Below are 20,020 nucleotides of genomic sequence, written 5' to 3' on the forward strand. Positions count from 1 at the left end.
GGATGCCGCGGGTCGCGGCATCCGTCGTCGTGAGAGCTGAAAGGCGCCCATGCTTCTCGAGGCGATCATCCTCGGCTTCGTCCAGGGCCTGACCGAGTTCCTGCCGATCTCGTCGAGCGCGCACCTGCGCATCCTCGGCGAGTTCCTGCCGTCGGCGCAGGATCCGGGTGCGGCGTTCACCGCCATCACCCAGATCGGCACCGAGGCCGCGGTCGTGGTGTTCTTCTGGCGAGACATCGTGCGGATCATCGGCCACTGGTTCCGGGCGCTCTTCGGACGCATCCCGCGCAACGACCCGGACGCGAAGATGGGCTGGCTCATCATCGTCGGCAGCATCCCGATCGTCGTGCTCGGGCTGCTGTTCCAGGATCAGATCGAGACCACCCTGCGGTCGCTGTGGCTCGTCGCCGGCATGCTCATCTTCTTCGGCGTGCTGCTGGGCATCGCCGATCACGTCGGCGCGAAGAAGCGCAAGCTGCAGGACATCACCGTCGGCCACGGCGTCGTCTTCGGCCTGGCGCAGTCGCTCGCCCTCGTTCCGGGTGTCTCACGCTCGGGCGGCACGATCACGGCCGGGCTCTTCATGGGCTACGAGCGGTCCGCGGCGGCGCGATACGCCTTCCTGCTGGCCATCCCGGCCGTCTTCGGCAGCGGCTTCTACCAGCTGTTCAAGCACTGGGACACCCCGGGTGTGTTCACTCTCGGCGAGACGGCCGTCGCCACCGGCGTGGCGTTCGTCGTGGCTCTGGGCGTGATCGCGTTCTTCATGAACTGGATCTCGAAGCACAGCTTCCTGCCGTTCGTGGTCTACCGCGTGGCGCTCGGATCGCTGCTGCTCGTACTGCTCAGCATCGGCGCCATCCAGGCGTGACTGCAGCTCCGGCTCATCGCCCGGAACGCGGGTCGTCGCGGCCGGGCTTGGTGGGCCCGTCGCCGCCGCGCCGCAGGTAGCGCTCGAACTCCTGCGCGATCGCGTCACCGGAGGCCTCGGGGGAGTCCCACGTGTCGCGCGTGCGCTCGAGCTGGCGGATGTACTCCGTCATCTCCTCGTCGTCGGCCGCCGCGGCATCGATCGATGCCTCCCACGCGGCCGCCTCGGTCGCGAGCTCGCCCCGCGGGACGGGGGCGCCGGTGAGGTCCTCGAGCTTGTCGAGCAGGGCCAGGGTGGCCTTGGGTGACGGCGTGTGACCAGCGACGTAGTGCGGCACGCTCGCCCACAGGGCCGCGGTGGGGATGCCCGCCGTCTCGGCGACGTGGCCGAGCACGCTCAGGATGCCGACCGGCCCCTCGTAGGTGCTGCGCTCGAGATCGAGCGCGCCACGGAGCGCCTCGTTGTCGCTGCCGGCGAACACCGAGATCGGTCGCGTGTGCGGCACGTCGGACATCATCGACCCGATCGCGACGAATCCGGTGATGTCCTCGCGCAGGGCGACGTCGACGAACTCCGACGCGAACGCCTGCCACGCGCGGGCCGGCTCCACGCCGGTGAGCAGCCAGAGCTGGGTGCCGCGCGTGGCTCGCGCCGGGCGGAGCAGCGTCGCCTCGGGCCAGCGGAGCGTGCGGTGGCCCTCGCCATCGGTGGCGACGTGCGGGCGCGTGTACTGGTAGTCGAAGTACAGCTCGGGGTCGACGGTGAACACCGTCTCGTACGTCCCGCCCTCGCGCAGGTGCGTGATGGCCGACGACGCGGCTTCGCCCGCGTCGTTCCAGCCGTCGAATGCGGCGACCAGAACACGGCGACCCAGTCCGTCCACGAGACCTCCTTCACCCCGGCGAGAGGGGTTCCCTCCAGGATAGGCCCCGGTCCCCGCGGGGGCTCCGTCGCCCGTCGGTAGGATTGCACGGTGAATGCGCCACGCCTTGCGGCTGTCCTGTGGGACATGGACGGAACCCTCGTCGACACCGAGCCCTACTGGATGGCGGCCGAGACCCCCCTCATCGAGCGCTTCGGCGGCACGTGGTCGCACGAGCAGGCGCTGAGCCTGGTGGGCCTCGGCCTCGAGGACTCGGCGCGCATCCTGCAGGCGACCGGCGTCCGCATGAGCGTCGACGGCATCATCGACCACCTCACCGACGAGGTCATGCGTCAGCTCGCGGCGACCGGCGTGCCATTCCGTCCCGGGGCTCGAGAGCTGCTGGCGAGCCTGCGCGAATCCGGCGTGAAGACCGGTCTCGTCACGATGTCGATGCGCCGCATGGCGACCACGGTGGTCGACCTCATCGACTTCGACGCGTTCGACGTGATCATCGCAGGTGATGACGCGACGCGCCCGAAGCCGTTCCCGGATCCCTACCTGCAGGCGTGCGAGGCCCTCGGCGTCGCACCCGAGGAGGTCGTCGCGATCGAGGACTCGCCGAACGGGCTGAGGTCCGCCGTGGCGTCGGGGGCAGCCGTCATCGGCGTCCCGCTGATGGTGTCGCTCGCCGGTGCGGGCGCGCACGAGATCTGGCCCACGCTCGAAGGGCGCACCGTCGGCCACGTCGCCGAGTTCCACGCGTCGCACCGCGCCGGCGCCGCGCACGCCGCAGCGGAAGGGGCCGCCCGATGACCGCGCAGCCCCGGGGCCCGTTCCGCCTCGGCGACCGTGTCCAGCTGACGGGTCCGAAAGGACGGCTTCACACGATCACCCTGCGCGAGGGCGGTGAGCTGCACACGCACCACGGCGTCCTGAAGCACTCGGAGCTCGTCGGTCAGCCGGACGGATCGGTCGTCGCCAACAGCGGCGGCCACGAGTACCTCGCGCTGCGGCCCCTCCTGCGCGACTTCGTGATGTCGATGCCGCGCGGCGCGGCGATCGTGTACCCGAAGGATGCCGCGCAGATCCTCGCCGAAGCCGACATCTTCCCCGGGGCCACGGTCGTGGAAGCGGGCGTGGGCTCGGGCGCGCTCTCGCTGTGGCTGCTGCGGGCGATCGGCGCCGAGGGCCGTCTCGTGTCGTTCGAACGGCGCGAGGACTTCGCCGAGGTGGCGCGGGCGAACGTCGAGACGTTCACCGGCGCGGTGTCGCCGAACTGGGACGTCGTGGTGGGCGATCTGGCCCAGGACCTGCCGCGCACGGTGGCCGCGGCATCCGTCGACCGAGTCGTGCTCGACATGCTCGCACCGTGGGAGTGCATCGACGCGGTCGCGGACGCCCTCACGCCCGGCGGCGTGGTGGTCTGCTACGTCGCGACGGCCACCCAGCTCAGCCGCGTCGCCGAGTACATCAGGGCCACGGGCCTGTTCACCGAACCCGATGCGAACGAGACGATGGTGCGCGGCTGGCACGTCGAGGGCCTCGCGGTGCGGCCGGATCACCGCATGGTCGCCCACACCGGGTTCCTCGTGTGGGCGCGGCGGCTCGCGCCCGGCGCGGTGCCGCCCGAGGTCAAGCGCCGCGCGTCCAAGTCGAGCTACGGCGACGAGGACGTGGAGCTGTGGACGCCCGGAGCCGTCGGCGACCGCGAGATCACCGACAAGAACCTCCGCAAGCGCGTGCGCGAGGCGCAGCGCGCGGCCGAGGGCGCGCGGCAGGCATCCGGCCGTGAAGGCGGCGCGGACGACTCCGACTGAAAGGTCTCGATACGCTCGTTCCTCGCTACTCGACCTAGACCCGAGCCGCGTCAACGCCGTCGTTCCCGGTACCGGGCTCTGTCGGTGCCCGAACCGGCATTGACCCGGCGCGCGTCTAGACTGTTCCGGTGCGCAAGATCCCCGCTGCCCTCGCCGTCCTCGGCCTGACGACGCTCGGCCTCGCCGGCTGCTCGTTGATGCCGGGCGCCTCCGACTGCTCGCGCCCCGCCGTCTCCGACCCGGACGTGATGGACCTCATCACGGTCGAGGGGGAGACGGATGCCGAACCCGAGGTCGACGTGTACACGCCGCTGAAGGCGCCCCACCTCGCTTACGAGGACGTCGTCACGGGTGAGGGGACGGCGATCACCGCGCCGAACCAGATGATGGTCGTCGACGTCGCGGTCTTCAACGGCGAAACCGGCGAGCCGATCGTCGCCACCGCGTACGACGGCGACCTGTCGCGGGTGACTTCGACGTCGCAGTGGACGCAGAACTTCCCGGGCTTCGAGGAGGCGCTGCACTGCGCCACCGACGGATCCCGCATCGCGGTCGCGCTCTCGCCCGAGGACATGAGCGCCGAGGTCGCGTCGAGCTTCGGGCTCGCCGAGGATGAGTCCGCCGTCGCAGTGATCGACATCCGCAAGGTGTATCTGCCGGCGGCGAACGGCGCGAACCAGTTCAACAGCGGGTTCGGTCTGCCCAGCGTCGTGCGGGCCCCGGACGGCCGCCCCGGCCTCATCATCCCCGAGGGCGCCGCTCCCGAGGAACTCGTCGTCCAGACCCTGAAGAAGGGCGAAGGCCCCGAGGTCACCGGCGACGACCCCGTGCGCGTCCACTACACCGGCGTGGTGTGGGGCGAGGACGAGGCGTTCGACAGCACGTGGGACGGCGAGGCCGCGTCGCTGACGCTCGACTCGGTCGTGCCCGGCTTCGCCGACGCCCTCGAGGGGCAGACGGTCGGATCGCAGGTGCTGGTCGTGATTCCGCCCGATCTCGGCTACGGCGACCAGGACCAGGGGGCGATCCCGGCCGGTTCCACGCTCGTGTTCGTGATCGACATCCTCGGAATCGACGCCGCACCGCCGGCCTGAGCGCGGCTCGGGTACGCAGCCCGGATCCGGACCTAAGATGGGCGAGTGCCTGCCACTGCGACCTCGAAGATCCCGCCTGAGGAGCGCCTGGTCAACCTCGTGGTCGCGCTCATCGCGACCGATCAGGGGCTGACCAAGGACACCATCCTCACGTCGGTCGCGGGCTATCGCGAGCAGAGCGAGGCGGGGGCGTCCAAGGACGCGCTCGAGAAGATGTTCGAGCGCGACAAGGAGGCGCTCCGCGGCCTCGGCGTGCCGATCGAGACGATCGGCGACTGGGCCGATCCCGACGATCTGCGCGAGGCGCGCTACCGGGTGCCCAGCGCCGAGTACGAGCTTCCCGAAGACATCGAGTTCACTCCCGCCGAGCTGGCTCTGCTCAACCTCGCGGGCGGCGTGTGGAGCGAGAGCTCCATGTCGGACGACGCGCGCAGCGGACTGCGCAAGATCCGCGCCCTGGGCGATCTGGTCGACGAGCCGATCATCGGGTTCTCGCCGCGTCTGTCCGTCCACGAACCGGCTTTCCTGCCGCTGCAGCAGGCGATCGAGCAGAGCCGCGTCGTGACGTTCCCATATCTGAAGCCGGGCGAGAGCACGCCGCGCACGCGGCGCGTGCAACCGCTCGCGCTCGTGGAATACGAGGGTCGCTGGCATGTCTTCGGCATCGATCAGGATGCGCACGCCGACCGCACGTTCCTGATCTCGCGCATCGTCGGCCCCGTGGCGGTGACGCGCGTCGCGTTCGATCCCGCGCTGCGCGAGGGAGCGGGGGAGCGCGCTCTCGCCGGGCTCGAAGAGGTCGCCGCGCGCAACATCGCGCTTCTGGAGGTCAATCCCGGCACCGAGGCCGCACTGCGCCTCGCGCGCCGGGCCCGTCCGGCCGAGCAGGGGATCCACGTGTCGTACGTCGACGCTCAGATCTTCGCGGACGAGCTCGCCTCGTACGGCCCCGAGGTGCGCGTCGTCGAGCCCGCCGGTCTTCGCGACCGCGTCATCGAGCGGCTCGCGGCGACGCGCGACCTGCACGGAGGTGTCGCATGACCGCCCGACGCCCGCTCGTCGCGACCGATCGCGCCGCGCTCATGCTCCAGCTCGTGCCGTATCTCGTCGGCAAGGGCGAGGTGTCGCTCGCCGAGGCGGCCGCCGAGTTCGACGTCACGCCCGAGCAGATGCGCTCGATGGTCGAGAAGCTGACCGTGATCGGCCTCCCCGGCGAGCGCGGCTACTGGCAGATGGCCAACGACCTGTTCGACATCGACTGGGATCTGCTCGACGAGCAGGACGTCATCGTCATCACCAACTCGGTCGCTCTGGAGCGGTCCCCGAAGCTGACGGCGCGTGAGGCGGCGGCGCTCCTCGCGGGGCTGCAGCTTGCCCGGTCGATCCCCGGAGTCGGCGACACCGAGCTCTACGGGGGCCTGCTGGCCAAGCTGTCGCGCGGCGCGTCGGCGACCCCCGCGGAGGTCATCCTCGCGCCCGAGCCCGTCGACGCCGTGCGCGATCTCGTCGCCGAGGCGCTGCGCCGGCGGGTGGCGGTCTCGTTCACCTATAAGGCGCCGGATGCCGCGCCCACGACGCGCACGGTCGACCCCGTGAAGGTGCACATCGCGAGCGGCCAGTGGTACCTGCAGGGCTGGTGCCACCTGCGCGAGGCGATGCGCACGTTCCACCTCGACCGGGTCAGCGCCCTCGAGCTCACCGACATCCCGATCACCCACGCGGGCGACCCGGCACCGGACTGGTTCTCGACGCCAGCGGGCGACGTCGTCGCGCGCGTCCGGTTCCCCGAGTCGATGGCGCCGCTCCTCGGCGACTACCTCGAGCGCGCCGCCCTCCAGACGGCCGACGGCATGACCGTCGCCACCATGCGGGTGGCGGACGAGCTCAGCCTCCGCCGACTCGCCGCGCGCCGCGGCGGCATCGTCGAGGTGCTCGAGCCGCCCGCCGCCCGGCGGGCAGTCGCCGAGTGGGCGGAGGCGGGACTCGCGCAGTACCGCTGAGCGGTCCGATCCCGCCGACGGCGTGGTTAGACTGGACCCGTCCTCACTGAAGCGAACGACGGAGCACCTCATGTTGGGCAATCTGAACGGCTGGCACCTGCTGATCCTGCTCGTCGTCATCCTCTTGCTGTTCGGCGCGGCGAAGCTGCCGGCGCTGGCGAAGAGCATGGGCCAGTCCGCCCGCGTGTTCAAGGGTGAGATGAAGGCGATGAAGGAGGAGGACAAGCCCGCCGACGGCACGTCCTCCACCGTGGTCGACGCGACCCCCTCCGCTGCATCCGGCACCACTGACGGCACGCCCGATTCCAAGTCGTAGCGGAATGGTGGCCGCTACCGGCTCCGCGCCGATCGACGGTCCGGAGGCGCCTAAGCACGACAAGCGGATGTCGCTCGGCCAGCACCTGCTCGAGCTGCGGAAGCGCCTCGTCTTCGCCGCGATCGGCCTGCTCGCAGGCATGGTGGTCGCGTTCATCATCACCGACCCGATCATCCACTGGATCACCCAGCCGATCGATCAGATCGCGAAGGAACGCGGCGACGCGGCGCTGAACTTCGCTACCGTCACGTCGAGCTTCGACCTGCGCATGCGCATCGCGTTCTCGATCGGCCTGTTCCTGTCGGCGCCGATCTGGCTGTGGCAGATCTGGGCGTTCATCATGCCGGGGCTCACCCGCAAGGAGATCCGCTACACCGTGGGCTTCGTCGCCGCGGCGGTGCCCCTCTTTTTCGCCGGCTGCTACATCGGCGTGCTCATCGTGCCCCACGTGATCGAGCTCATGTGGGGCTTCACCCCGGAAGGCGGCGTGAACTTCTACGCCGCGGCGGAGTACTACGACTTCGTCTTCAAGCTCATGATCGTGATCGGCGTCTCGTTCGTGCTCCCCGTCTTCCTCGTCGCCCTCAACCTGGCGGGGATCATGTCGGGCCGCGCGATCGTGAAGGGCTGGCGCGTCGCGGTGCTGGTCGCGACGGCATTCGCGGCCCTGGCCACGCCTGCCGCCGATGTCGTCAGCATGCTGATGCTGGCCGGCATCCTCGTCGTCCTCTTCTTCGCTGCCGCCGGCCTGTCGATGCTCTTCGACAGGCGGAAGGCGAAGCGCAACGCGAGCATCCTGCCCCCGGAGCCGGGCGCATGATCGAACCCGGTCCCGCCGAGCGGTATGCGCACGCGCGTGACGCCGCCGAGCTCGACCGGAGCCATCCGATCACCGCCGCCTTCGCGGCTTCGCAGCGGTTCTCGCTCGATCCGTTCCAGCTCGCCGGATGCCGTGCCCTCGAGAACGGCCGCAGCGTCCTGGTCGCTGCCCCCACGGGGGCCGGCAAGACGATCGTCGGCGAGTTCGCGGTGCACCTGGCGATGCGCGAGCCCGGCGACAAGGCGTTCTACACGACGCCCATGAAGGCTCTGTCGAACCAGAAGTTCCGCGAGCTGCAGGAGGTCTACGGCCCCGACGAGGTCGGGCTCCTCACCGGCGACACCAACATCAACGGCAATGCCCGCGTGGTGGTCATGACCACCGAAGTGCTCCGCAACATGCTGTACGCCGACTCTCCGGCGCTGCGGGGCCTGCGCTATGTCGTCATGGACGAGGTGCACTACCTCGCCGATCGGTTCCGCGGCGCAGTGTGGGAGGAGGTCATCATCCACCTCGCGCCGAGCGTGCGGCTCGTGTCGCTGTCGGCGACGGTGTCGAACGCCGAGGAGTTCGGCGACTGGCTCGACACCGTCCGGGGCGACACCGAGGTGATCGTGTCCGAGACCCGTCCTGTCCCGCTCGAGCAGCACGTCCTGGTGCGCGGTGATCTCCTGCCGCTGTTCGACGACCGTGCGGGCGTCGCGACGGCGCAGGTCAACCAGGAGCTCATGCGCATCCGCTCCTTCAAGGGCTCGAACTTCGACAACAACCGCCGCGTGCAGGCCGCGAACAGCGCGCGGCACGCCGGGTACGAGGCATCCCGCCGCCGTCCGAACCGGGGCATGAAGCGGCCGGTGCGCTCCGCGAACGTCCAGCGCGTCGAACGGCTCGACCGGCCGGACGTCGTCGAGCTGCTCTCGCGATCGAACCTCCTGCCCGCCATCTTCTTCATCTTCAGCCGGGCCGGGTGCGACGCGGCCGTGCAGCAGGTGCGTCGGGGCGGTGTGCGCCTGACGTCGCAGGACGAACGTCGCGAGATCCGCGCGATCGTCGAGGACCGCACCCGCACGCTTCCCGAGGAAGACCTGGCGGTGCTCGGATACTGGCAATGGCTCGACAACCTCGAGCGCGGCGTCGCCTCCCACCATGCCGGGCTGCTGCCCGCCTTCAAAGAGGTCGTCGAGGAACTGTTCCAGCGCAAGCTCGTCAAGGTCGTCTTCGCCACCGAGACCCTCGCGCTCGGCATCAACATGCCCGCGCGCACCGTCGTGCTCGAGAAGCTCGAGAAGTTCAACGGCGAAGCCCGTGTGGCCATCACGTCGGGGGAGTACACGCAGCTGACCGGGCGCGCCGGGCGCCGCGGCATCGACGTCGAAGGGCACGCGGTCATCCAGTGGACCGAAGGACTCGATCCGCAGGCGGTGGCCGCGCTGGCCTCCCGGCGCACGTACCCCCTGAACTCGAGCTTCCGCCCTACGTACAACATGGCCGTGAACCTCATCGACCAGTTCGGCCGGGCACGCGCCCGCGAGATCCTGGAATCCTCTTTCGCGCAGTTCCAGGCCGACCGCGCGGTGGTCGGCCTCGCGCGCCAGGTGCGCGACCAGGAGCAGACCCTCGCCGGCTACCAGAACGCCATGACCTGCGATCGCGGCGACTTCACCGAGTACTCCTCGATCCGGCGGGAGCTCAGCGACGTCGAGAAGCTCAACCGCAAGGACGCGAACGCGTCGCGCCGCACGCGCGACGAGCGGCAGCGCCACATCTCGAGCCTGCGCAAGCGGATGCAGCGGCATCCGTGTCACGGGTGTCCCGACCGGGAGCATCACGCTCGGTGGGCCGAGCGCTATTGGAAGATGAAGCGCCAGGTCGACAAGCTGCGCCAGCAGATCGAGACCCGCACCGGCACGGTGGCGCGCATCTTCGATCACGTCGTCGACGTGCTCGGCGAGCTGGATTACGTGCAGGTCGCGGACGACGGCACCGCCGCGCTCACGCCCGCGGGCCGCACGATGCGGCGCATCTACGGCGAGCGCGATCTGCTGGTGGCGGAGTCGTTGCGACGAGGGCTCTGGAAGGACCTGGATGCCGCGTCCCTGGCCGCGCTGGCGTGTTCGTTGGTCTACGAGCCTCGCCGTGACGACAGCGGCCCGGGCGAACGCGGGCTGCCGCGTGGCGCCTTCCGCGGCGCGTTCACCGCGACCCTCGACCTGTGGCAGCGACTCGACGACCTGGAGCGGGAGAACCACCTCCCGGGTTCGGAGCCGATCTCGTCGGGACTCGCGACCGCGATGCACACCTGGGCGCGCGGCGGCATGCTCGATCGCGTGCTCAGTGAAGCCGACATGGCGGCGGGCGACTTCGTGCGCTGGGCGAAGCAGACCATCGATCTGCTCGATCAGCTGTCGCTCGTCGCCGACCAGCCGATCGCGGGGACCGCGCGCAGGGCTCTCGATGCCGTGCGGCGCGGCATCGTCGCCTACTCCGGTGTCTGAGCTCACCGCCGCGGCGCTCGCTTAGGGTTGTCTGCGTGCCCGAAGACGCTCCACCGCGCCCCCTCCTGCCGCTGTGGGCCGCTGTGCTCGCCTCGACCGCGGGAGGCGTGCTCCTCGACGTCGCGTTCCCGTCGGTCGCGTGGTGGCCCATGGCGTTCGTCTCGGTGGCGCTCGCACTGGTCTCCCTCGTGGGACGCAGCGTGGGTGGCGCGCTGCTCGCCGGCCTCGCTTACGGCCTCTCGTTCTACCTCCTGAACGTGAACTTCACCGCCGAGTGGGTGGGGCCTGTGCCGTGGCTGGCGCTCTCGGGGTTCGAGTCCCTCTTCGTCGCCGCGGGGGCGGTCCTCATCGCATTGGCCTACCGCTGGGTGCCTCGCATCACGATGTCGCGGCGTGGGCGGATGCTGCTGACGCCCGTCCTCGTGGCGGGCCTGTGGACGGCACGAGAGGCCGTCATCGGCGGGTTCCCGTACGGCGGATTCCCGTGGGGCCGCGTCGGGACGAGCCAGGTGAGCGGGCCGTTCGCCGAGGTCGTCTCGTGGACGGGTACGGCCGGGGTCACGTTCCTCGTCGTCGCACTCGTCGCGGCCGCGATCGAGATGGTGCGGATGCCGCGCGCCGGGCGTCGCCGCGGCATCCGTCGTCTGCTCCCGGTCGCCCTCCTGGCGACGCTCGCCGCGGCATTCGCCGTCGTGCCTGCATGGGCCACCACCCCGTCGGGGACGATGCGGGTCGCGAGCGTGCAGGGCAACGGACCCGCGGGGTACTTCGACGAACGCCGTGCCGGAGACGTGCTCGAGTCCCAGTACGACGCGACGCTTCCGCTCTTCGGCGAAGACGATGTCGATGTCGTGCTGTGGCCCGAGGGGAGCGTGGACGTGGACCCGGCCGAGTCACGGGGAGCCGCGGCGGCGCTCGACAGGGTCTCGCGGGAGCTCGGCGCGCCACTGGTGGCCAATCGCATCGACCTGCGCGGCGAGGACTACTTCAACATGTCGTTCGTCTGGCAGGACGGCGCGGGTGTGGAGCAGACGTACGACAAGCGCAACCCGGTGCCCTTCGGCGAATACGTCCCCGACCGGGACTTCTACGCCGCCATCGCCCCCGACCTCATCGGGATGATCGGGCGCGACTACACGCCGGGGACCAACCCTCCGGTCTTCGACATCGACGGCACGGTCGCGGGTCTCGCGATCTGCTTCGACGTCATCTACGACGCCCTGATCTGGGAGGGCGCCGCCGACGGGGCCGAGGTCTATCTCTTCCAGACGAACAACGCCGACTTCCGCGGCACCGACGAGAATCTGCAGCAGCTGGCCGTCGCGCGGCTGCGGGCGATCGAGACCGGTCGCGCGGTCGTGAACCTCTCGACGGTGGGCACGAGCCAGGTCATCGCTCCCGACGGCACCACGATCGACGGTCTGCCCGCAGACGAGCCCGGCAGCATGCTGACCGATGTGCCGCTGCGCACGGGGCTCACACCGGCGGTGGTCCTCGGTCCGTGGATCGACGCGGTGCTGTCGTGGGGGAGCGTCCTGGCGCTGGCCACGATCGGTGCGCTGCTCGGGCTGCGCCGTGGTCGGAACGCGAAAACGCCGACCCCGTAGGGCCGGCGTTGCGCGGGGGACGCGTCGTCAGGCGCTGAGCTTGTCGACCGTCATGTCCTCACCGGCGCCACGGCGCGCGCGCACGTAGGCGAGTCGCTCTTCGAGCAGCTCCTCGAGCTCGGGGATCGTGCGGCGCTCGAGCAGCATGTCCCAGTGGCTGCGGGGCGTCTTGTCGCCCGAGTGGTCGACGGTGGCGGTGCCTTCGCCGACGCGCAGCAGCGCCTCGGCGCCGCATGTACGGCACTCCCATGCCGGGGGAACCTCGGCATCGGCCGCGAAGGTCAGGGTGGTGTCACGTCCGCAAGACGTGCACGTGTACGTGTGCTGTGCGCGCTCATGGAACACGACGCCCTCTTCGCTCTGTAGGCTCTGGGCGCCGAGTCGGATGCCGCGCAGACTGCGGTCTGCCATTGTGTGGTCCTCTCGTCGCTGTACAGGTATAACGGTGAGACCTGAGCGGATCATCCGAACGGATGGAGTTGCTCGGGGTTTCACAGTGGATGCACAGCGGGGCGCGCGGATGTTTTCCGCGCTGGTATCGGGTCCTCTCAGGCTAACGTCTTCAGCGCGATGTCTGCGCGATCGGTGACGACGCCGTCGACGCCGATCGCGACGAGCCTCCGCATGTCTTCGGGGTCGTTGATCGTCCACACGTGCACTTCCACGCCATGGCGGTGAGCGGCGGCGATGAGTCGTGGCGTGACGACGCGGAGGTGCCCCTGACGCTCGGGCACCTGGAGCGCGTCGACCCCCGCGAGGGCGCGCGCCACCAGGCGGTCCGACCGCGACGCGACCGCCGCGAGCACGCGCGCGACGGTCGCGCTGCCTCCCGATGTCGCGGGACGGATGCCGCGTCCCTCGGCGTGCGCGGCGGTCAGGGCGGCCCGCCGCCGTGCATCGGAGAAGCTCGTGACGAGCACCCGATCGCCGTGGGCGGCGACGGCGGCGCCGACGGCGGCTGCGGCATCCGTCGCCTTCACATCCAGGTTGAAGCGCATCGTGGGGAATGCGTCGAGGGCCTGGACGAGGGTGATGAGCCCGCCCCGCCCCGACATGAGCTCCTCCAGCTCGCGCGCCGTGACCTGTGCGACCTTGCGGGGATCGCCGGTGACGCGCGACAGGTCGTCGTCGTGGAACAGCACGACGACGCCGTCCGCCGTGAGGTGGCAGTCGGACTCGACGTAGCGCGCGCCGGCGGAGTGCGCCGCTGCGACGGCGGCGAAAGAGTTCTCGACGATGCCGTCAGCCGCATCGCCCGGTGTCACGAGCCCGCGATGCGCCAGCACGCGAGGCAGGGCGATGCCCTGGAACCACGGATGCATGCAGGACTCAGCGCTGGTCGGTGGGGGGAAGGTCCGTCCTGGCCGCCATCGCCTCGTTCGCGATGTCGTCGGCGGCGGACGCGGCCGCGCGTGCGGCGGCGACCGCTTCCTCCGCCGTCTTTCCGCCGGTCGACTCCCATGTCGGGCGCTCGCCGGCCTCGCGGCGCGGACCGGCCGCGGCGCGGCCGCCGAACGCGTCGCCGATGCCCTTCAGCGCCTCGGTGAACTCGCTCGGGATGATCCACATCTTGCTGGACGCGCTCTCGGCGATCTTCGGCAGGGTCTGCAGGTACTGGTAGGCGAGCAGCTTGTCGTCGGGGTCGCCCACGTGGATCGCGCTGAAGACCATCTCGATGGCCTCGGCCTCGCCCTGGGCGCGGAGCACGGCCGCCTGCTTGTCGCCCTCCGCGCGGAGGATCTCGGCCTGGCGCCGACCCTCGGCCTCGAGGATCTGCGACTGCTTCGAGCCCTCGGCCGTGAGGATCGCCGCGCGGCGGTCGCGCTCGGCGCGCATCTGCTTCTCCATCGAGTCCTGGATCGACAGGGGCGGATCGATCGCCTTGAGCTCGACGCGGGAGACCCGCAGACCCCACTTGCCCGTCGCCTCGTCGAGGACGACGCGCAGCTGTCCGTTGATGTTGTCGCGGCTCGTCAGCGCCTCTTCGAGGTTCAGCCCCCCGACGACGTTGCGCAGCGTCGTCGTGGTGAGCTGCTCGACGGCGCTCAGGTAGTTCGCGATCTCGTACGTCGCTGCCCGCGCGTCGGTCACCTGGAAGTACACGACGGTGTCGATCGACACCACGAGGTTGTCCTCGGTGATCACCGGCTGCGGCGGGAAGGACACCACCTGCTCGCGCATGTCGACCAGCGGGCGCAGTCGGTCGATGAACGGGACGAGGAGGTTGAGCCCCGGCTGGAGGGTCCGCTGGTACCGCCCGAGGCGCTCCACGACGCCCGCGTACGCCTGCGGGATGATCCGGATCGAGCGGAAGATCACCACGATCACGAAGATCGCCAGAACGATCAGCAGCACGACCACGAAGATCTGGCCGATGAATGCGCCCACGTCAACCATTGTCAGAGGTCCTTTCCTCAGGGAGGGATGCCGCGGCGGTGACCTCGACGGTCGCGCCGCGCACGGCGAGCACCGTCACCCGCATCCCGACGTCGGGTGCGGTCGGTGAGGAGGGCGCCAGGCGCGCGGTCCACGTCTCGCCGTTGTCGAGCCTCACAGATCCGTCGCCGTCGACGAAGGTCTGCACCACGCGGCCGCCCATCCCGTAGAGCGCGTCGACGTTCGTGCGCGAGTCCGGTTCGTCACGATGCAGCAGCCGCAGCAGCAGGGGCCGGATCGTGAACAGCAGCACGGCCGACAGCGCGGCGGCCACGCCGATCTGCAGCCACCACGGCCCGCCGAGCAGGTTCACGCCGAGTCCGCCGATCAGCGCACCGGCGGCGAGCATCAAGAACGTGAACTCGAGCGTCAGCAGTTCGATGATGATGAAGACCAGTGCGAGCACGAGCCACGCGATCCACATGTACTGGGTCAGATCGGGCAGCATCGCCATCCCTTCGTCGCGTCTGATTGGCACCCTACACCGCGTCGATGACGACCCCGGTTGATAGGCTCGACCGCGGCCCGAAACGCGTCGCCGGGCACCGACATCCAGGAGCAGAACACATGTCCCAGACCCTCGAACCCGGCTCGCTGAGCGGCAGGACCGCGCTCGTGACCGGCTCGTCCCGCGGCATCGGAGCCGACACCGCCCGCTACTTGGCGGAGGCGGGCGCGAACGTCGTGATCAACTACCGCAACAAGGCGCCGCGGGCCGAGAAGCTCGCGACCGAGCTACGGGAGCTGGGCGTCGAGGTGCTGGTGGTCGGCGCGGACCTCACGGATGCCGCATCCGTGCAGGCGATGTTCGACGAGGTGCAGCGCGCGTTCGGCGGACTGGACGTGCTGGTGCTCAACGCGTCGGGCGGCATGGAGTCGGGCATGGCTGAGGATTATGCGCTGCAGCTGAACCGCGACGCGCAGGTCCGCGTGCTCGAGACAGCCTTGCCCCTCCTGCGCGAGGGATCGCGCGTGGTCTTCGTGACCAGTCACCAGGCGCACTTCATCCGCACCACGCCGACGATGCCCGAGTACGAGCCGGTCGCGCTCTCGAAGCGCGCGGGGGAGGACGCCCTGCGCGAGCGGATCCCGGCGCTTGCCGAACGCGGCATCGAGTTCGTCGTCGTGTCGGGCGACATGATCGAGGGCACCATCACGGCCACCCTGCTCGAGCGCGCGAACCCCGGAGCGATCGCCGCCCGCCGCGAGGACGCCGGCAAGCTCTACAACGTGTCGGAGTTCGCGGCCGAGGTCGCCGCCGCAGCCGTCGACCCGGTCCCCGCCGACAACACGCGGCTCGTCGGCGACGTCTCGTCGTTCGCGGCGGAGTGAGCATGCGCGCACACGACATCGAATCGCTCATCTCGGTCGGGCGTCCGGCGATCGCGCCCGACGGGTCGTTCGCGGTCTTCGCGACCTCGCGTCCCGACATCGCCGCCAACCGCAACGTCGGGCAGGTGTGGCGCATCGAGCTCCCCGAAGGCACGCCGCGGCGCCTCACGCGCGGAACGGCCGACGGCGCACCCCGCCTGTCGTCCGACGGCACGCGCATCGCGTTCCTGCGGGCCGACGCCAAGGGCAAGCCCCAGGTGCACGTCGTCGACGCATCGGGCGGCGAGCCCGTCCAGGCGACCGACGCCGTGCTCGGTGTAGAGGACTTCGCGTGGTCGCCCGACGGCGCGATGATCGCCTACCTCGCGCGCGTGCCCGAGAAGGGCCGCTACGGCAGCGTCGAGGGGCTGGATGCCGCGGCCGAGGCGCCTCGGCACATCACGGGGATCCGCTGGCATGCCAACGGCATGGGCTACGTCGCCGACCGCCCCGCCCACGTCTTCCTGATCGCGGCACCCGCGACGGACGCCGAGCCGTTCTACGAGCCGGCGCCCGCCGTGCTGCCCGACGACGCGACCCCGCCGAAGAAGGCGGTCGTCGCAGCCGCGCCACGGCAGCTGACCGAGGGAACGACCTCGCACGGCGGCCTGGTGTTCACGGCTGACGGTCGCGAGCTGCTCACGGTTCCCGACGACATCGAACCGGACCGTCGCGACCTGCGCACGCGCGTCGTCGCGGTCGCGGTCGACGGCTCGGGGGAGCGCGAAGTGCTGGGCACCGACGCGGGCCTGTCGCTGTACGGACTGGAGGTCGCGCCCGACGGCGCGATCGCAGCGCTCGCCCATGAGGTCGGCGACGGCGTCGACTTCATCGCGCCGGGCGTCGGCCTCTGGCTGATCGAGGAGGACGGCCCGCGGCGACTCACGGATGCTGAGACGATCGATCTCGGCGAAGTCGGGAGCCACATCACGCCTCTCGGCGACGACTTCCTCGTGCAGGACCGCACGCGGGGGCGTGTGCGACTGGTGCGCGTCTCGCGCGCAGGAGAGCTCAGCGAGGTTCTCGGGGGAGATGTCGAGGTGAACGGTCACGCCGCCGCCGGCGACCGCATCGTCGCCGCTCTGGCACGACCCGACTCGTACGGCGAGCTCGTGCTGACCGGCGACGGCGGCACGCGCACTCTGACGTCGTTCGGTGCGGCGGCCGCGGCATCCGGGATCGTCCTTCCGAGGGAGCTGACGGTCACCGGACGCGACGGATACCCCGTGCACGGCTGGGTCGCGGCTCCCGAGGGTGAAGGTCCCTTCCCGGTGATCCTGCAGATCCACGGCGGGCCTTATGCCACGTACGGCATCCACCTGTTCGACGAGACGCAGGTGCTCGTGGACGCCGGCTACGCCGTCGTGTACTGCAATCCCCGCGGCTCGGCCGGATACGGTCGCGCCCACGGCCGCAGCATCCGTCAGCAGATGGGCACGGTCGACTTCGCCGACGTCATCGACTTCCTCGAGGGCGCGATCGCGAGCTACGACCGGCTGGACGGCGACCGCGTCGGCGTGCAGGGCGGGTCGTACGGCGGCTACCTCACGGCGTGGGTGATCGCGCACGATCACCGCTTCGCGGGGGCGATCGTCGAGCGCGGCTTCCTCGAGCCCCAGTCGTTCCAGGGCACGAGCGACATCGGCTCGTTCTTCGGCGACGAGTACGTCGGTGTGTCTGCCGACGACATCGCACGCCAGAGCCCGATGGCCGTGGTCGGCCAGGTCACGACGCCGACGCTCGTGCTGCACTCCGAGCTCGACTTCCGCTGCCCCCTCGAGCAGGCCACGCGCTACTACTCCGCGCTGAAGCGACAGGGCACCGAGGCCGAACTGCTCGTGTTCCCCGGCGAGAACCACGAGCTCACCCGCTCCGGCCAGCCGCGCCACCGCGTGCAGCGCTTCGACGCCGTGCTCGACTGGTGGAAGCGGCATCTTCCGGTCGAGTGACGCCGCACGCATGAGGAAGGCCCCGGGAGCGCGAGCTTCCGGGGCCTTCGTCGTTCGATCAGCCGTCGATCAGAGGTCGCCCTTGAACGTGAAGGCGCGGACGATGTTGATGATGCCGAGGACGATGAGCGAGATGCCCAGCAGCCACCACAGCACGACAGCGCCCCACAGCGGGGAGAACAGCACCACGATGCCCGCGATGATGCTCAGGATGGCGAAGAAGATCGACCACCCCTTCGAGGCGGCGTCGCCGAGCGTCGAGAGCGCCACGATGCCCTCGACGATCCACATGATGCCGACGAGGATTCCGATGAACAGCGCCAGCCAGGCGACGCTCGCCGTGAGATTGAACAGCGCGACGACGCCGGCGATGATGAACAGGATGCCGAGCAGGATGTGGCCGACGCGGGCCCAACCGCCCTTGGTCTTCGAGAAGATCCCGAGCCCGGCGTAGACGAGGCCCGCGACGATCGCGTAGATCGCGATGATCGCGGCGACGACGGCTGCCGTCTTGCCCGGCCAGACGAGGATGAGGATGCCGACGATGACGGCGAGCACGCCGCCGACGCCGAGCGCTGTGCGGATGCCGTTGACAGCCGACTTCTCTGCCGCTGATTCGGTGGACATGGGAGGTCCTTTCTGGGAGTTCCCTGAACGTGATGCGGCTAAAGCTTAGACCCGTCCTCGAACTTTGCGGAGAGAAAGTTCGTGTGTTGCGACTTAACCGGCGTCGGCGGGATCGCGGCGGATGCGGGGGAGCGCTACCGTGAGCGTGCACGAGTGAGGAGGGGCCATGGCTGTCATCTCGAGGGGATTCGGCGCCCGACGTCGGGAGAGCGACCCACGACTGCCGCCGGGTCAGTATCTGACCGAGGACTTCCCGGTGCTCTCGGCCGGGCCGACACCTCGGATCGATCTCGACGACTGGCGCTTCGAGATCCGCACCGAGTCGGGCGGGGGCGCCTCGTGGTCGTGGGACGAGTTCCTGGCGCTGCCGATCGAGGACGTCCACACCGACATCCACTGCGTCACGCGTTGGTCGAAGCTCGGCACGTCATGGCGCGGCGTCTCCCTCGACACGCTGATCGACGCCGTCGAGACCGACGCCGCGTACGCGATGGCCCACTCGTACGGCGGCTACACCACGAACATCCCGCTCGAGGAGCTTCTCGGTGGCCGTGCATGGGTGGCCTTCGAGTTCGACGGCGAGCCGCTCGACCCGGAGCACGGCGGACCCGCGCGCCTTCTCGTGCCGCACCTCTACTTCTGGAAGAGCGCCAAATGGGTGCGCGGCCTCACGTTGATGGACGACGACGAGCCCGGGTTCTGGGAGCAGAACGGCTACAACATGCACGGCGACCCGTGGACCGAGGAGCGGTATTGGTGACGGTCGGCGGGTGGCGGCCGGCGCGCGTCACCGAGACGGTCGCGGCAACGCCGTCCGCTCGCATCCTCCGTCTCACCGTCCCGGGCTGGCCCGGAAACCTCGCCGGCCAGCACGTCGACGTCCGGCTGACGGCGGAGGACGGCTACCAGGCGGTGCGGTCGTATTCGCTCGGCTCGTACGGCGCGGGCGAGACGATCGAGCTCGGCGTCGACGAGATCCCCGACGGCGAGGTGTCGCCGTACCTCGTGCGCGACGTCCTCCCGGGCGATGAGCTGGAGGTCAAGGGTCCGCTGGGCGGCTACTTCGTATGGCGACCAGGGGGAGAGGCGCCCGTGCAGCTCATCGCGGGCGGGTCGGGCGTCGTGCCTCTGATGGCGATGGTGCGGTCGGCGACGGATGCCGGAGCCGCCGCTTCCGTTCGCCTTCTGTACTCGACACGCGCCGCGGAGAACGCGATATATCGCGAGGAGCTCGAGCGCGCATCGCACGACGGGGGAGTAGCGGTGTCATGGGTGTACACGCGCGCCGCGCCGCCCGGGTGGGACGGGCCCGTGGGCCGTCTCGACGATCAGCGACTCGGCGAGGCCGTGTGGCCGGCCGGCGACGAGCCGATCGTGTACGTGTGCGGGCCGACGGGCTTCGTCGAGCACGTCGCCGATGCGCTCGTGCGGCTCGGGCATCCGCCCGCGCGGATCAGGACCGAACGCTTCGGAGGTGCATGATGCGAGCCGAGAACGCACGCAGCGTCGTCGACGGCAACGCGGCCGCGGGGATGCTCGCCGACGTCTTCGGCGACGACGTCACGGCGCTCGTGGGCGTGTGCGGCGGGTGCTCGACCGCGGCGCCGCTCGCCGAGACGGTCGTGGAACTCGACGAGACGGCGGCGATCGTCCGCTGTCGCTCGTGCACGCACACGCTGGTCACCGTGCTGCGCACGCGCTCCGGCATCCGTCTCGTCATCGGGACTCTCCGCGAGCTCGAGCGGCGCTGAC

At 70.2% G+C, this 20,020-nt stretch carries 21 protein-coding genes; 15 read left to right on the plus strand and 6 right to left on the minus strand.

The window, feature by feature from the left end:
* The first annotated feature begins 49 nt into the window (after positions 1-49).
* Positions 50-871, plus strand: coding sequence for an undecaprenyl-diphosphate phosphatase (locus tag AC3ANN_RS07900; RefSeq protein WP_488340431.1), 822 nt, complete (start codon positions 50-52; stop codon positions 869-871).
* A 13-nt stretch (positions 872-884) separates the two neighbouring features.
* On the opposite strand, the gene AC3ANN_RS07905 is transcribed toward AC3ANN_RS07900, so the two are convergent.
* Positions 885-1,754, minus strand: coding sequence for a PAC2 family protein (locus AC3ANN_RS07905; RefSeq protein WP_488340432.1), 870 nt, complete (start codon positions 1,752-1,754; stop codon positions 885-887).
* Positions 1,755-1,844: 90 nt separating this feature from the next.
* On the opposite strand from AC3ANN_RS07905, the gene AC3ANN_RS07910 reads away from it, so the two are divergent.
* The 9 genes from AC3ANN_RS07910 (at position 1,845) to lnt (ending at position 11,885) form a co-directional block, all read left to right on the plus strand.
* Positions 1,845-2,549, plus strand: a complete 705-nt coding sequence (locus AC3ANN_RS07910) for an HAD family hydrolase (RefSeq protein WP_488340433.1) — start codon at positions 1,845-1,847, stop codon at positions 2,547-2,549.
* Complete coding sequence (locus AC3ANN_RS07915; protein ID WP_488340434.1) at positions 2,546-3,553, plus strand: tRNA (adenine-N1)-methyltransferase; 1,008 nt, start codon at positions 2,546-2,548, stop codon at positions 3,551-3,553. Before AC3ANN_RS07910 ends, AC3ANN_RS07915 begins: the two co-directional genes overlap by 4 nt.
* A 128-nt stretch (positions 3,554-3,681) precedes the next feature.
* Complete coding sequence (locus tag AC3ANN_RS07920) at positions 3,682-4,647, plus strand: FKBP-type peptidyl-prolyl cis-trans isomerase (protein ID WP_488340435.1); 966 nt, start codon at positions 3,682-3,684, stop codon at positions 4,645-4,647.
* 45 nt (positions 4,648-4,692) lie between these two features.
* The gene (locus AC3ANN_RS07925; RefSeq protein WP_488340436.1) at positions 4,693-5,688 is read left to right on the plus strand and encodes a helix-turn-helix transcriptional regulator; all 996 of its coding nucleotides are present in this window, start codon (positions 4,693-4,695) and stop codon (positions 5,686-5,688) included.
* Complete coding sequence (locus AC3ANN_RS07930) at positions 5,685-6,647, plus strand: helix-turn-helix transcriptional regulator (protein WP_488340437.1); 963 nt, start codon at positions 5,685-5,687, stop codon at positions 6,645-6,647. Before AC3ANN_RS07925 ends, AC3ANN_RS07930 begins: the two co-directional genes overlap by 4 nt.
* A 70-nt stretch (positions 6,648-6,717) precedes the next feature.
* A complete protein-coding gene (gene tatA / locus AC3ANN_RS07935; RefSeq protein WP_488340438.1) occupies positions 6,718-6,963 on the plus strand; it encodes a Sec-independent protein translocase subunit TatA in 246 nt (81 codons plus the stop codon).
* Positions 6,964-7,030: 67 nt separating this feature from the next.
* Positions 7,031-7,783 carry a twin-arginine translocase subunit TatC gene (tatC, locus tag AC3ANN_RS07940; RefSeq protein ID WP_488340802.1) on the plus strand — a complete coding sequence of 251 codons (753 nt, stop codon included), beginning with the start codon at positions 7,031-7,033 and terminating at the stop codon, positions 7,781-7,783.
* A complete protein-coding gene (locus AC3ANN_RS07945; protein ID WP_488340439.1) occupies positions 7,780-10,278 on the plus strand; it encodes a DEAD/DEAH box helicase in 2,499 nt (832 codons plus the stop codon). Before tatC ends, AC3ANN_RS07945 begins: the two co-directional genes overlap by 4 nt.
* A gap of 35 nt (positions 10,279-10,313) precedes the next feature.
* Complete coding sequence (lnt, locus tag AC3ANN_RS07950; protein ID WP_488340440.1) at positions 10,314-11,885, plus strand: apolipoprotein N-acyltransferase; 1,572 nt, start codon at positions 10,314-10,316, stop codon at positions 11,883-11,885.
* A 27-nt stretch (positions 11,886-11,912) separates the two neighbouring features.
* On the opposite strand, the gene AC3ANN_RS07955 is transcribed toward lnt, so the two are convergent.
* From AC3ANN_RS07955 to AC3ANN_RS07970, 4 genes are all read right to left on the minus strand, one after another.
* Complete coding sequence (locus AC3ANN_RS07955) at positions 11,913-12,296, minus strand: RNA polymerase-binding protein RbpA (protein ID WP_488340441.1); 384 nt, start codon at positions 12,294-12,296, stop codon at positions 11,913-11,915.
* Between the two features lie 137 nt (positions 12,297-12,433).
* Positions 12,434-13,207, minus strand: a complete 774-nt coding sequence (locus tag AC3ANN_RS07960) for a glycerophosphodiester phosphodiesterase family protein (protein ID WP_488340442.1) — start codon at positions 13,205-13,207, stop codon at positions 12,434-12,436.
* Between the two features lie 7 nt (positions 13,208-13,214).
* Positions 13,215-14,282 carry an SPFH domain-containing protein gene (locus AC3ANN_RS07965; RefSeq protein WP_488340443.1) on the minus strand — a complete coding sequence of 356 codons (1,068 nt, stop codon included), beginning with the start codon at positions 14,280-14,282 and terminating at the stop codon, positions 13,215-13,217.
* On the minus strand, positions 14,275-14,769 hold the full coding sequence (locus AC3ANN_RS07970) for an NfeD family protein (protein ID WP_488340444.1): 495 nt from the start codon (positions 14,767-14,769) through the stop codon (positions 14,275-14,277). The genes AC3ANN_RS07965 and AC3ANN_RS07970 overlap by 8 nt, the downstream gene beginning before the upstream one ends.
* 119 nt (positions 14,770-14,888) lie before the next feature.
* Here AC3ANN_RS07970 and AC3ANN_RS07975 point away from each other — a divergent pair, with 119 nt between their 5' ends.
* Together AC3ANN_RS07975 and AC3ANN_RS07980 are read left to right on the plus strand one after the other, a co-directional pair.
* Positions 14,889-15,653 (plus strand): SDR family oxidoreductase, encoded by a 765-nt coding sequence (locus AC3ANN_RS07975; protein WP_488340445.1) that lies wholly within the window; start codon positions 14,889-14,891, stop codon positions 15,651-15,653.
* Positions 15,654-15,655: 2 nt separating this feature from the next.
* Positions 15,656-17,641, plus strand: a complete 1,986-nt coding sequence (locus AC3ANN_RS07980; protein ID WP_488340446.1) for a S9 family peptidase — start codon at positions 15,656-15,658, stop codon at positions 17,639-17,641.
* 69 nt (positions 17,642-17,710) lie between these two features.
* Here AC3ANN_RS07980 and AC3ANN_RS07985 read toward each other — a convergent pair whose 3' ends face one another.
* On the minus strand, positions 17,711-18,268 hold the full coding sequence (locus AC3ANN_RS07985) for an HdeD family acid-resistance protein (protein ID WP_488340447.1): 558 nt from the start codon (positions 18,266-18,268) through the stop codon (positions 17,711-17,713).
* A gap of 166 nt (positions 18,269-18,434) precedes the next feature.
* Here AC3ANN_RS07985 and AC3ANN_RS07990 point away from each other — a divergent pair, with 166 nt between their 5' ends.
* Genes AC3ANN_RS07990 through AC3ANN_RS08000 form a run of 3 tightly spaced genes read left to right on the plus strand, consistent with a single transcriptional unit; the run spans position 18,435 to position 20,019 of the window.
* Complete coding sequence (locus AC3ANN_RS07990; protein WP_488340448.1) at positions 18,435-19,028, plus strand: sulfite oxidase-like oxidoreductase; 594 nt, start codon at positions 18,435-18,437, stop codon at positions 19,026-19,028.
* Complete coding sequence (locus AC3ANN_RS07995; protein WP_488340449.1) at positions 19,025-19,750, plus strand: ferredoxin reductase; 726 nt, start codon at positions 19,025-19,027, stop codon at positions 19,748-19,750. The genes AC3ANN_RS07990 and AC3ANN_RS07995 overlap by 4 nt, the downstream gene beginning before the upstream one ends.
* Positions 19,747-20,019, plus strand: coding sequence for a DUF6510 family protein (locus tag AC3ANN_RS08000; RefSeq protein ID WP_488340450.1), 273 nt, complete (start codon positions 19,747-19,749; stop codon positions 20,017-20,019). Before AC3ANN_RS07995 ends, AC3ANN_RS08000 begins: the two co-directional genes overlap by 4 nt.
* The last annotated feature ends 1 nt before the right edge of the window (position 20,020 follow it).

The sequence above is a fragment of the Microbacterium sp. STRO-2N genome, assembly GCF_057747775.1.